The sequence below is a fragment of the Streptococcus pseudopneumoniae genome, from assembly GCF_001072925.1.
GTDB lineage: Bacteria > Bacillota > Bacilli > Lactobacillales > Streptococcaceae > Streptococcus > Streptococcus pseudopneumoniae_Q.
The window spans coordinates 1-12,050 of sequence record NZ_JVHE01000015.1; the positions used below are offsets into that span (position 1 = coordinate 1).

At 40.1% G+C, this 12,050-nt stretch carries 14 protein-coding genes; 12 read left to right on the forward strand and 2 right to left on the reverse strand.

Annotation, left to right across the window (positions count from 1 at the left end; all coding sequences use genetic code 11):
- The coding region (locus ADH81_RS00520) for an LPXTG cell wall anchor domain-containing protein (protein ID WP_049525739.1) at nucleotides 1-728 on the forward strand (728 nt) is incomplete at its 5' end.
- Between the two features lie 888 nt (nucleotides 729-1,616).
- On the opposite strand, the gene ADH81_RS10925 is transcribed toward ADH81_RS00520, so the two are convergent.
- Together ADH81_RS10925 and ADH81_RS00525 are read right to left on the reverse strand one after the other, a co-directional pair.
- Nucleotides 1,617-1,811 carry a hypothetical protein gene (locus ADH81_RS10925; protein WP_152904362.1) on the reverse strand — a complete coding sequence of 65 codons (195 nt, stop codon included), beginning with the start codon at nucleotides 1,809-1,811 and terminating at the stop codon, nucleotides 1,617-1,619.
- Entirely contained in the window at nucleotides 1,780-2,625 is an 846-nt protein-coding gene (locus ADH81_RS00525; protein ID WP_049525741.1) for a MurR/RpiR family transcriptional regulator, read from the reverse strand. Before ADH81_RS00525 ends, ADH81_RS10925 begins: the two co-directional genes overlap by 32 nt.
- 196 nt (nucleotides 2,626-2,821) lie before the next feature.
- On the opposite strand from ADH81_RS00525, the gene pbp2b reads away from it, so the two are divergent.
- From pbp2b to ADH81_RS00585, 11 genes are all read left to right on the forward strand, one after another.
- A complete protein-coding gene (gene pbp2b / locus ADH81_RS00530; protein ID WP_049525742.1) occupies nucleotides 2,822-4,864 on the forward strand; it encodes a penicillin-binding protein PBP2B in 2,043 nt (680 codons plus the stop codon).
- 10 nt (nucleotides 4,865-4,874) lie between these two features.
- On the forward strand, nucleotides 4,875-5,471 hold the full coding sequence (gene recR / locus ADH81_RS00535) for a recombination mediator RecR (protein ID WP_000966747.1): 597 nt from the start codon (nucleotides 4,875-4,877) through the stop codon (nucleotides 5,469-5,471).
- A gap of 176 nt (nucleotides 5,472-5,647) precedes the next feature.
- Complete coding sequence (locus ADH81_RS00540) at nucleotides 5,648-6,691, forward strand: D-alanine--D-alanine ligase (protein WP_049525744.1); 1,044 nt, start codon at nucleotides 5,648-5,650, stop codon at nucleotides 6,689-6,691.
- A gap of 53 nt (nucleotides 6,692-6,744) precedes the next feature.
- Nucleotides 6,745-8,118, forward strand: coding sequence for a UDP-N-acetylmuramoyl-tripeptide--D-alanyl-D-alanine ligase (locus ADH81_RS00545; RefSeq protein WP_049525746.1), 1,374 nt, complete (start codon nucleotides 6,745-6,747; stop codon nucleotides 8,116-8,118).
- Complete coding sequence (locus tag ADH81_RS00550; RefSeq protein ID WP_049525747.1) at nucleotides 8,105-8,716, forward strand: NUDIX hydrolase; 612 nt, start codon at nucleotides 8,105-8,107, stop codon at nucleotides 8,714-8,716. Before ADH81_RS00545 ends, ADH81_RS00550 begins: the two co-directional genes overlap by 14 nt.
- Before the next feature lie 122 nt (nucleotides 8,717-8,838).
- Nucleotides 8,839-9,546, forward strand: coding sequence for a TIGR02206 family membrane protein (locus ADH81_RS00555; protein WP_049525748.1), 708 nt, complete (start codon nucleotides 8,839-8,841; stop codon nucleotides 9,544-9,546).
- Nucleotides 9,547-9,705: 159 nt separating this feature from the next.
- Entirely contained in the window at nucleotides 9,706-10,152 is a 447-nt protein-coding gene (gene rplM / locus ADH81_RS00560) for a 50S ribosomal protein L13 (RefSeq protein WP_001044622.1), read from the forward strand.
- A gap of 18 nt (nucleotides 10,153-10,170) precedes the next feature.
- Nucleotides 10,171-10,563, forward strand: a complete 393-nt coding sequence (gene rpsI / locus ADH81_RS00565; protein WP_000075973.1) for a 30S ribosomal protein S9 — start codon at nucleotides 10,171-10,173, stop codon at nucleotides 10,561-10,563.
- Between the two features lie 353 nt (nucleotides 10,564-10,916).
- Entirely contained in the window at nucleotides 10,917-11,219 is a 303-nt protein-coding gene (locus ADH81_RS00570) for a TMEM175 family protein (protein WP_006151097.1), read from the forward strand.
- A 280-nt stretch (nucleotides 11,220-11,499) separates the two neighbouring features.
- Nucleotides 11,500-11,823 (forward strand): potassium channel family protein, encoded by a 324-nt coding sequence (locus ADH81_RS00580; protein WP_000825751.1) that lies wholly within the window; start codon nucleotides 11,500-11,502, stop codon nucleotides 11,821-11,823.
- Nucleotides 11,820-12,050 (forward strand): DUF389 domain-containing protein (locus ADH81_RS00585; protein WP_000126414.1); only part of this gene is annotated, 231 nt, incomplete at its 3' end. The genes ADH81_RS00580 and ADH81_RS00585, both read left to right, overlap by 4 nt.

Genomic DNA, 12,050 nt, shown 5'->3' on the forward strand with positions numbered 1-12,050 from the left:
CTGGTAAGGTTATCGAAGGCGATAAGAATGTAACCTATGTATACAAACTTAAAGAAACACCAGACAAACCTGTAGAGCCAACTCCAGATAAACCTGTAGAACCAACACCAGACAAGCCTGTAGAACCAACACCAGATAAGCCTGTAGAACCAACACCAGACAAACCTGTAGAGCCAACTCCAGATAAGCCTGTAGAGCCAACTCCAGACAAGCCTGTAGAGCCAACTCCAGATAAACCTGTAGAACCAACTCCAGATAAACCTGTAGAGCCAACTCCAGACAAACCTGTAGAACCAACACCAGGTAAACCAGTGAACCCAACACCAGGTAAACCGGTGAACCCAACACCAGGTAAACCAGTAGATCCAACACCAGGTAAGCCAGTGGATCCAACACCAGGTAAGCCAGTGAATCCAACACCAGGTAAACCGGTGAACCCAACACCAGGTAAACCAGTGAACCCAACACCAGGTAAACCAGTAGATCCAACACCAGGTAAGCCAGTGAATCCAACACCAGGTAAACCAGTGAACCCAACACTAGGTAAGCCAGTGGATCCAACACCAGGTAAACCAGTTTCGGAACAACTAGCTAATCCAACATCGGCTAAGGAACAACTTCCAAATACTGGTGAAACTACATCTGCAGGATCAACTGTACTCGGAGTAGTTGCAGGACTTGTAGGATTGGCAGCACTTGGACGTCGTAAGAAGGAAGACGAAAAATAGTCATCTTTCTTAGGAGAGTAATGTTACTTTATTTAAAATAACAACTCACATTGACGATCAAGGCCTGCTTTAAGTCATAGAAAAGAGAGGCTATCCCCCACTTTAGGGATAACATTTAGAAAATCTTTTCAACATAAAACGCATAATATCAAGGTTTTTGAATATCTGATATTATGCGTTTTTCTGATTTTAAAGATCTTTTAGCCATCCTCTTTTTATGCATTGGGGAAACAAGTCTTTCTATGAGATAAAGCCCCTCATAAATCACAACAAAAGGAAGAAACCAAATAAAGTTTTTATAGTAGATTGAAATAAGATATGAATAAAGAGATTAGGAAACTCAAATTAATTTCTAAAAACGTTTTAGAATCCTTAGCGGACTATTCTAGGTTCAATCCACTATAGTAGAGTGGGAGTTCTCTTTTGATCATGATGTTTGGTAAGTTTTATTTGTGATAGGTAAGTCGAATACTAGGAATTTCCGGCATTGAAAATTTTGGAATGACGTTTCTTTAGATGAAGTAAAGTGATAGGTTTGACTTGCTCAAGGTTAAGGAGGATTGAATTTTTGAAAAACTCTCACATCATCTTTTAAGAATATATTCATAAGGGAGAAGTATAATGAGGTTTACCTCAATCTATATACATTATAAATTTCGAACATAGGTGATATCTTACTGCTGGGCTGTTTTATCTATCATTACAAATCTCTATAGTCCCTACAGTTTTTAAACCAACTAACTATAGAACTTTAGAGACTTATAGAGACTTTTTATAGAAGGTAGCAGGTATAGAGTTCTATGTGTATAAGTCATCAGTTATAGGACTTGAGCAAACTAATACTCAATGAAAATCAAAGAACAAACTAGGAAGCTAGCCGCAGGCTACTCAAAGCACTGCTTTGAGGTTGTAGATAAGACTGACGAAGTCAGTCACATATATAATCCAACGTGAAGCTGACATGGTTTGAAGAGATTTTTGAAGAGTATAAAAACCAGCGACTTTAATCGCTGGTTGCTCATATGCTTGTTCACTTGATAGGGATGAAGGCTTATCTAGACCTTCTATTTCTACGATAGCCATTTAGTTTTTTATTTTCCCAATAACTGTTAAAAATTTTTTCTTTACTTTCACGATCAATTTCTAGGAAATAAGCATAGAGTAGATCGATTAAGATCAACATAGGAAGTTGGGCAGAAATACGTTGGATATAGGAAGCCTGACTTTGGCTTGCCACCAGTACAGTTTCTGTAAATTCCTGAGTTTCTTTGCTAGGCGTACTAGTAAAAAGAACAGTTTTAGCCCCCATATCTTGAGCGTCTAGTAGACTATCAATGATGGATGGAGTTGTTCCTGAAAGGGAGAAACCAAAGACCAAACATTTTTCATCGATGATACTGGTTGTCCAAGCGAAACCGTCTGGATCTGTCAAAGCCTCACAAACGACTCCAAGTCTCATGAAACGCAATTTCATCTCACGCGCAACGAGGCCAGAACTTCCAGTCCCAAAAAAATAGACGCGTTCTGATTGATCAATCATTTGGGCAATGCGCTCCAGTTGGTCATCATCAATCAATTCTTGTGTCATTTCTCGGATATTTGTATAGCTTCTCAAGACTCTTTGTGTCAAAGGATTCATATCCTGTTGTGGAACGGAAAGGGTATCCTTTTGTTGCTGGTATTTGAAAATAAATTCCCGATAACCTGTAAAGCCACATTTTTTGGCAAAACGAGTGAGTGCCGCCTGTGAAATATGAAGTTTTTGAGTGACCTGCTGAGAAGACAAGTCATCATGAATGGTATCTGCCTGCAAAAAATAGCGGGCAATCTCTTGCTCTAAATCGGTCATTTCTTCAAAGTGAAGATCAATAATCGTAGAGATGTCTGGCTTGTTCATGGGACTCCTTTGTAGTTATTTGTTAAACATTATTTGTCAATAAAAGCTAACAAATAAAATAGCGCTTACTTCTATTATACCACAGTTGCTTTGTTTTTGGGATAAAAAGGAAAAGTCTTTTCTTTTTCCATAATTTTCTCTTCAAATTATGGTACAATGGAGATTGAGATTTTGATTAGAAATGAGACTGATTTGTATGAGAAAATTCAATAGCCATTCGATACCGATTCGGCTTAATTTATTGTTTGCAATCGTTATTTTACTTTTCATGACCATCATTGGTCGCTTGCTCTATATGCAAGTTTTGAACAAGGATTTCTATGAAACCAAGTTAGCGTCTGCTAGCCAAACTAGGGTAACAACGGGCTCTGCTCGTGGAGAAATCTATGACGCGGCTGGAAAACCCTTGGTAGAAAATACCGTTAAACAAGTAGTAGCTTTCACACGAAGCAATAAGATGACAGCTACTGATTTAAAGGATATTTCCACTAAACTCTTAACGTATGTAACAGTTACCTCGCCAGATTTGACAGAACGTCAAATGGCTGATTATTATCTAGCAGATCCAGCTGTCTATAAAAAAACGGTAGAGGCTCTTCCTAAGGATAAACGTTTTGATTCTGATGGAAATCAACTATCTGAAGCTCAACTTTATAACAATGCTGCTGAGAGTATCACTTCTGATCAACTGAACTATTCAGAGGATGAAAAGAAGGTTATCTACCTCTTTAACCAGCTCAATGCAGTTGGTAATTTTGCGACAGGAAATATTCAAACCGATCCATTAAGTGACACACAGGTGGCCATCATTGCTTCAGCTTCCAAGGAATTACCTGGTATTAGCATTTCAACTTCGTGGGATAGAAAGGTTTTAGAAACATCTCTCTCATCTATCGTTGGAAGTGTCTCTAGTGAGAAATCAGGTCTTCCAGCTGAGGATGTGGATGCTTATTTGCAAAAAGGCTATTCACTTAATGACCGTGTTGGAACTTCTTATCTAGAAAAACAATACGAAGAAGTTCTACAAGGGAAGCGCACCGTAAAAGAAATCCATCTCGATAAATATGGTGATATGGAGAGTGTGGAAAATGTCGAAGAAGGAAGCAAGGGCAAAAACATTAAATTGACCATTGATTTGACCTTCCAAGACAGTGTGGATAATCTTCTGAAAAGTTACTTCAGTTCGGAACTATCAAATGGTGGAGCAAAATATTCTGAAGGTGTCTATGCAGTAGCGCTCAATCCTAAGACTGGTGCTGTGTTAGCTATGTCAGGAATTAAACATAATCTGGAAACGGGTGACTTAACCTCAGACTCGCTGGGGACTGTGACCAATGTCTTTGTTCCAGGTTCTGTCGTTAAAGCGGCTACCATCAGCTCGGGATGGGAAAATGGTGTTTTAAAAGGGAACCAGACCTTGACAGACCAGCCAATCGTTTTCCAAGGATCCCCAGCTATCAATTCTTGGTATACTCTTGCTTACGGTTCCTTCCCGATTACAGCAGTCGAGGCTTTGGAATACTCATCCAATGCCTATATGATTCAAACTGCCCTAGGAATGATGGGCCAAACCTATCAACCGGATATGACAGTTAAGACCGACCAACTAGAGTCTGCCATGGGAAAACTACGCGCAACTTTTGGTGAGTATGGTTTGGGTGCTGCTACAGGGATTGATTTGCCAGAGGAATCAACAGGATTTATTCCTAAAAACTTTGACTTGGCTAATTATCTGTACAATGCTTTTGGACAGTTTGATAACTACACACCAATGCAGTTGGCCCAGTATGTAGCAACAATCGCTAATAATGGTGTTCGCCTGGCTCCTCATATCGTAGAAGGAGTCTATGATAATAATGAGCAAGGTGGTCTAGGAAATTTGATTCAGCAAACAACTAGCACCGAAATGAATAAAATCAATATTTCTGAGTCAGATATGGCCATCCTACAAAAAGGATTTTACCAAGTGTCGCACGGAACAAGTGCTCTTACGACAGGTCGTCCTCTTCTAGATGGGGCAACTGTCTCTATCAGTGGTAAGACGGGTACAGCCGAAAGTTATGTAGCCGATGGTCAAAAGGCTACCAATACCAATGCGGTTGCCTATGCTCCGTCAGATAACCCTCAGATTGCAGTTGCAGTTGTCTTTCCGCATAATACCAATCTCAGCAATACGATCGGACCTTCAATTGCCCGAGACATTATCAATTTGTACAACCAACACCATCCAATGAACTAGAAAGGAAGCCATGCTTTACCCAACACCTATTGCTAAGTTGATTGACAGCTATTCTAAACTTCCAGGTATCGGGATTAAGACAGCAACCCGACTGGCCTTTTATACCATTGGGATGTCTGATGACGACGTCAATGAATTTGCTAAAAATCTCCTTGCAGCTAAACGAGAATTGACCTATTGTTCAATCTGCGGACGTTTGACGGATGATGATCCTTGTTCCATCTGTACCGATCCTAGTCGAGATCAGTCAACGATTCTGGTTCTGGAGGATAGCCGCGATGTCGCTGCTATGGAAAATATCCAAGAATACCACGGACTATATCATGTCTTGCACGGTTTGATTTCCCCTATGAATGGGATTAGTCCTGACGATATCAATCTCAAAAGCCTTATGACTCGTCTCATGGATAGCGAGGTTTCAGAGGTCATTGTAGCCACCAATGCCACTGCTGATGGTGAGGCGACTTCTATGTATATCTCTCGACTTCTTAAACCTGCGGGGATCAAGGTTACTCGTCTAGCACGAGGTCTAGCAGTGGGAGCTGATATCGAGTATGCGGATGAAGTAACACTCTTAAGAGCTATTGAAAATCGTACCGAACTCTAGCCTGTAAGGTTAAGGATAGATGCAATGAACTAGCAGATAATCATTTAAAAGTATAAAGAGACTGAATCTCATTTTGATTTGGTCTCTTTTCTTGTTTTTTGCTGTACAAGTTTAAAAAAAAGGACAAATGTGATATACTAAAGGACGAGTATTCTATTAGAATTGGAACAAATCATATGAAACAAACAATTATTCTATTATATGGTGGACGCAGTGCAGAACGTGAAGTGTCTGTCTTGTCAGCTGAGAGTGTCATGCGTGCGGTCAACTATGATCGTTTCGCAGTCAAAACCTTCTTTATCAGCCAGTCCGGTGATTTCATCAAAACCCAAGAATTTACCCAAACTCCTGGACAAGATGAACGTCTCATGACCAATGAAACGATTGATTGGGATAAGAAAATTGCTCCAAGTGCTATCTACGAAGAAGGAGCGGTTGTCTTTCCAGTTCTTCATGGACCTATGGGAGAAGATGGTTCTGTTCAAGGTTTCTTAGAAGTCTTGAAAATGCCTTATGTCGGTTGTAACATCCTATCTTCAAGCCTTGCCATGGATAAAATCACAACTAAGCGCGTTTTGGAGTCTGCTGGGATTGCCCAAGTTCCTTACGTAGCGATTGTTGAAGGGGATGACTTGGCTTCTAAGATTGCTGAAGTTGAAGAAAAATTAACCTATCCAGTCTTTACTAAACCATCCAATATGGGATCTAGTGTCGGTATTTCTAAGTCTGAAAATAAAGAAGAACTCCATCAAGCTTTAGAGCTTGCCTTCAAGTACGATAGTCGTGTCTTGGTAGAACAAGGAGTAAACGCGCGTGAAATCGAGGTTGGTCTTTTAGGAAACTATGATGTTAAGAGCACGCTACCTGGTGAAGTTGTTAAAGACGTAGCCTTTTACGACTACGATGCCAAGTATATCGATAACAAGATTACCATGGATATCCCAGCTAAGATTAGTGATGATGTAGTAGCAGTCATGCGTAAAAATGCAGAAACTGCCTTCCGTGCTATTGGTGGACTTGGCTTATCACGTTGTGATTTCTTCTATACAGATAAGGGAGAAGTTTTCCTAAACGAGCTTAACACTATGCCTGGATTTACCCAATGGTCTATGTATCCATTGCTTTGGGACAATATGGGGATTAGCTATCCAGAACTAATCGAGCGTTTGGTTGACCTTGCTAAAGAAAGCTTTAATAAACGTGAAGCGCACCTATTGTAAAGATAGCTATAAGGGCGGGGAAGGACTCCTTGCCCCTTTTTAAAGGAGTAAATATGAAACTTACGATTCACGAAGTTGCGCGTGTCGTCGGTGCAAAAAATGATGTGACTAGCTATGTGGATAGCCCACTAGTCAAGGCTGAGTTTGATAGTCGTTTGATTGGAGCTGGGGATTTATTTGTGCCACTCAAGGGGGTGCGTGATGGTCATGACTTTATCGAGACAGCTTTTGAAAATGGCGCTGCTCTAACCTTATCAGAAAAGGAAGTAGCAAACCATCCTTATCTTTTGGTAGAAGATGTCTTGACTGCCTTTCAAGCTCTTGCAGCCTATTACCTTCAAAAGATTGGTGTCGATGTCTTTGCTGTCACAGGTTCAAATGGGAAGACTACGACCAAGGATATGTTGGCTCATTTGCTTTCTACAAGCTACAAAACCTACAAAACACAAGGGAACTACAATAATGAGATTGGCCTTCCCTACACGGTTCTCCATATGCCAGATGATACCGAAAAGCTGGTCTTGGAAATGGGGCAGGATCACCTAGGAGATATCCATCTTTTGTCTGAATTGGCTCATCCAAAAACAGCAATTGTGACCTTGGTTGGAGAAGCTCATTTGGCTTTCTTTAAGGACCGTTCTGAAATTGCAAAAGGGAAATTACAAATCGCTGATGGGATGGAGCAGGGTGCCTTACTTTTGGCACCGGCTGATCCCATTGTAGAGGATTATCTACCTACTGATCAAAAAGTAGTTCGTTTTGGTCCAGGTGCAGAACTAGAAATTACAGACTTAATAGAGCGTAAGGATAGCTTAACCTTCAAGGCCAATTTCTTAGAGCAGGCTCTTGACTTGCCAGTAACAGGTAAGTACAATGCGACTAATGCTATGATTGCATCTTATGTTGCCCTGCAAGAAGGAGTATCTGAAGAGCAGATTGGTCAAGCCTTCCAAAATCTAGAATTGACCCGCAATCGTACCGAGTGGAAAAAAGCAGCCAACGGTGCGGATATCCTATCAGATGTCTACAATGCAAATCCAACTGCCATGAAGTTGATTTTGGAGACTTTCTCTGCCATCCCAGCCAATGAAGGTGGTAAGAAACTCGCAGTTCTGGCGGATATGAAAGAACTTGGGGATCAGTCTGTTCAACTTCATAATCAAATGATTTTGAGCATTACACCCGATGCCCTTGATACTGTTATTTTTTACGGTGAAGACATTGCTGACTTGGCTCAATTAGCCAGTCAAATGTTCCCAATTGGTCATGTGTACTACTTCAAGAAAACAGCCGATGAGGACCAGTTTGAAGCTATGGTTAAGCAGGTCAAGGAAAGTCTTGGCGCACATGACCAGATTCTGCTTAAAGGTTCGAACTCTATGAATCTAGCCAAGCTAGTAGAAAGCCTAGAAAATGAGCACAACTGATTTTGCCAAAGCTATTCAGAGAATGTTGGCTATCACTGATACTGGCTTGACCTATTCCAAGGATCCTTATGACCGTGAACGTTATGAGGATTTACGTCAGATTTTATGGAGTGTCTTGCAGGATCAAACAGAGCTTGATCAAGAGGAATTGACTGCAATTTTAAAACCAACAGGTAGCTATGCAACTCCCTTGATGGATGTAAGGGCATGGATTGTTCAAAATCAGAAGATTTGCCTGGTTAGAGGACAAGGAGAGGATACTTGGGCATTACCTGGTGGCTTTGGCGAGGTAGGATATTCTCCCAAGGAAAATATCCGAAAAGAAGTTCAGGAAGAAACAGGATTTTCGGCAGAAGTAGGCTCTTTATTGGCAGTTTTTGATACCAATCGCTTTCAACTTCAGAACAAGCAGTATGCCAAGTTCGTCTTTGACTGTCAGTTATTGGATGGACAATTTCAAGAAAATCAAGAAATTGCGGAACTTGAATTTTTTGATATCAAGAATCTCCCACCCCTATCTGAAAAACGAATAACCAAAGAACAAATGGAAATTCTATGGCAGGTCTATCAGGGTGAGCGGGAACAATATATTGATTAGGAGCTTTGCTTTATCTTAAGGCCGATAGCTACTTTGGAACACAAAAATATAAGAAATAAATGTAAGCTAGGCTCTATAGAGATAAGTAAGAGGCCTGCTTATATGAAAATGAGGAAAGTTACATGAATGTTTGGGATGCTTTATTTAGCACGCAGCCGACGGAGCCACCCCAATTTGATCTTCTTTGGTATGGAAGTCTATTTACTTTATTGGCATTGACTGTATTTCTTGCCTATCGTTATGGTGATAAAAAAGTTTGCCAACGATTTTTCCAGATTTTACAGGCGACCCAGTTAATCCTTCTCTACGGTTGGTATTTGGTCAATCAGATGCCTTTAACAGAAAGTCTGCCCTTTTATCATTGCCGTCTGGCTATGTTTGTAGTGCTTTTGCTTCCTGGTGTTTCTAGAGTCAAACAGTACTTTGCTGTGCTTGGAACCTTTGGGACTTTGGCAGCCTTTGTTTATCCAGTGCCAGATCCCTATCCCTTCCCCCACATCGCTATCCTGTCCTTTATTTTTGGACACCTAGCCCTCCTTGGAAATTCCTTGATTTATCTTTTGAAGGACTACGATGCTAGCTTATTGGACTTCAAACGAACCCTAATCATCACATCTTCCCTTAATGCTGTGATTTTTGTGGTTAATCTAATGACTGGTGGAGATTATGGCTTTTTGACAAAACCGCCATTGGTTGGAGACCACGGTCGTTTGATCAATTATCTAGTGGTTACGCTATTCCTGACTTGTGCCATTTATTTAGTCTCTAAAATTTTTCAGACAATCCTTCAGGAACAGGAAGAAAAAAGGTTGAGAATCTGGCAGAAATAAAAAAATATTTTCCCAATCTCTTGACTTTTATCTGAGAATTTTGATACAATAGTAGACGGTATTGTTTACCCCATTTGTAAGGCCCCGGAACCTTTCAAATAACTTGCGGACCGGAACATCCGCCCTGTAAACAAAAACGATATTCATATAGGAGAAATCATGAACAAAACTACATTCATGGCTAAACCAGGCCAAGTAGAACGCAAATGGTACGTTGTTGACGCAACTGATGTACCTCTTGGACGCCTTTCAGCAGTTGTTGCTAGCGTACTTCGCGGAAAAAACAAACCAACATTCACACCACACACTGATACAGGTGACTTCGTAATCGTTATCAATGCTGAAAAAGTTAAATTGACTGGTAAAAAAGCATCTGATAAGATCTACTACACTCACTCAAACCACCCAGGTGGATTGAAATCAATCTCTGCTGGTGAACTTCGTTCTAAAAATGCAGTACGTTTGATCGAGAAATCAGTTAAAGGTATGCTTCCACACAATACTCTTGGCCGCGCTCAAGGTATGAAATTGAAAGTATTCGTTGGAGCTGAGCACACTCACGCTGCACAACAACCAGAAGTTCTTGATATTTCAGGACTTATCTAAGGAAAGGAACAATAAAGTATGTCACAAGCACAATATGCAGGTACTGGACGTCGTAAAAACGCTGTTGCACGCGTTCGCCTTGTTCCAGGAACTGGTAAAATCACTGTTAACAAAAAAGATGTTGAAGAGTACATCCCACACGCTGACCTTCGTCTTGTAATCAACCAACCATTCGCAGTTACTTCAACTGTAGGTTCATACGACGTTTTCGTTAACGTTGTAGGTGGTGGATACGCTGGTCAATCAGGAGCTATCCGTCACGGTATCGCTCGTGCCCTTCTTCAAGTAGACCCAGACTTCCGCGATTCATTGAAACGCGCAGGACTTCTTACACGTGACTCACGTAAAGTTGAGCGTAAGAAACCAGGCTTGAAAAAAGCTCGTAAAGCATCACAATTTAGTAAACGTTAAAACTTATTTAAACTTATTGAAAGCATTTCGTATCAAAAATACGGGATGCTTTTTCTGTTCACCCCAAATTTTTGTAACTAGGTGATACTTGAAATTAATACAAATTTGGTTGTTTTTGATAAATCTAAGCAACACTACATGATGAAGTGAAAGGGGATGAATCTTTGATAGTATTCACTTATTGTGAAATATGATATATTTATTAATTAGATGGATGAATACTTCTAGAGTTAAATATAGTATAATAGGGACATACTTTTTGGTTTATTTTTGTTTGTAGTCGGATTATGAAAGAATATCCAATATTATGCGATAAGATAGAATGTTACAAAAAAGAAAGGGGATGCAATCCGATGAAGAAAGACAGATTAATTGTATTGACAGATGCTGTTCTAGCAATTATTATGACCATCTTGGTTTTAGAGTTAGAAAAACCAACAACACCAAGTCTTGAAGCTTTTTGGGATTTACGGCAAAATTTCTTTGCTTGTTTTCTTTCCTTTTTCTGGTTGGGATCGTTATGGATGGCACTAAACACATTATGGGAAAAGGTTGAGAAAATTTCCTCAGAAATTATTTGGTGGAATTTGTTTCTACTCTTGGAGCGGCAGGAGTTCTCTTTGGAGAATTTCATGCCATCCAAGATACCAGTCTGAATGATGTGGTGGACCGGATCTATATAAATGTCAAGGATTTACCGTTTCAGTCCTTGGGAGCTTTAGCTAATATCCTGTCTGATATTAAGAAGGGACTGATTCAAGACAGTCATATCTGGTCTTTCTTCCAGTCATTTTTCAAACAATATCAGTTGATAATCAGCTTAAATCAGATCTATCAGTTTGTCTATCTTTCTCTGATGGAGATCATGTCCTATCTTCACTTTGATTATTGGAAAAAAACGGCTCGGTCAGGAGCTAGTATGAATAAGGAGAACAAATGAAACGTTTAAAAATGTTATGGCATATTATGCAGGTTACGGGTTTTACTCGGTTTGCTCTGAGTTTTGTGACCTTTGTTTTTGGGTCAGGAGGCGTGCTTTTCCTAGTTGAACCTGCTATCACAAATTACGGAGACGGTCTTTGGTATGCTTTTGTGACTTCGACGACTGTCGGCTACGGGGATCTCCTAGCTGTGACCTTGATTGGAAGGATTACCAGTGTCTTCTTGACGATTTATGGGCTCATATTTTTTGGCTGTTTATCAGCTGTTATTTTTAATTATTATACCAATTTAAATAAGGAAAGAGGAGAGGACAAATGACTGCCAATTATTCAACACGGGAATACCGTGAGAAATTATACGATGACCTTCATGTTCGATTGAGAGATACAGCGATTTTGATGTGTGCAATTTTTATTGCCTCTATCGGACTAAATATGAATTCAACAGCTGTCATTATAGGAGCCATGTTGATTTCACCTCTCATGACACCGATTGTTGGACTGGGATTCGGTTTAGCTATTTTTGATACGCGTTTAATCAAGCAA

Bases quoted from the DNA above. Each gene is read 5' to 3' on its own strand.
- ADH81_RS00525 (WP_049525741.1), bottom strand. From the start codon at position 2,625: ATGAACAAGCCAGACATCTCTACGATTATTGATCTTCACTTTGAAGAA.
- ADH81_RS00550 (WP_049525747.1), top strand. From the start codon at position 8,105: ATGAGCACAACTGATTTTGCCAAAGCTATTCAGAGAATGTTGGCTATC.
- pbp2b (WP_049525742.1), top strand. From the start codon at position 2,822: ATGAGAAAATTCAATAGCCATTCGATACCGATTCGGCTTAATTTATTG.
- ADH81_RS10925 (WP_152904362.1), bottom strand. From the start codon at position 1,811: ATGGCTATCGTAGAAATAGAAGGTCTAGATAAGCCTTCATCCCTATCA.
- ADH81_RS00555 (WP_049525748.1), top strand. From the start codon at position 8,839: ATGAATGTTTGGGATGCTTTATTTAGCACGCAGCCGACGGAGCCACCC.
- ADH81_RS00545 (WP_049525746.1), top strand. From the start codon at position 6,745: ATGAAACTTACGATTCACGAAGTTGCGCGTGTCGTCGGTGCAAAAAAT.
- rplM (WP_001044622.1), top strand. From the start codon at position 9,706: ATGAACAAAACTACATTCATGGCTAAACCAGGCCAAGTAGAACGCAAA.
- ADH81_RS00570 (WP_006151097.1), top strand. From the start codon at position 10,917: ATGAAGAAAGACAGATTAATTGTATTGACAGATGCTGTTCTAGCAATT.
- ADH81_RS00580 (WP_000825751.1), top strand. From the start codon at position 11,500: ATGAAACGTTTAAAAATGTTATGGCATATTATGCAGGTTACGGGTTTT.
- rpsI (WP_000075973.1), top strand. From the start codon at position 10,171: ATGTCACAAGCACAATATGCAGGTACTGGACGTCGTAAAAACGCTGTT.
- ADH81_RS00540 (WP_049525744.1), top strand. From the start codon at position 5,648: ATGAAACAAACAATTATTCTATTATATGGTGGACGCAGTGCAGAACGT.
- recR (WP_000966747.1), top strand. From the start codon at position 4,875: ATGCTTTACCCAACACCTATTGCTAAGTTGATTGACAGCTATTCTAAA.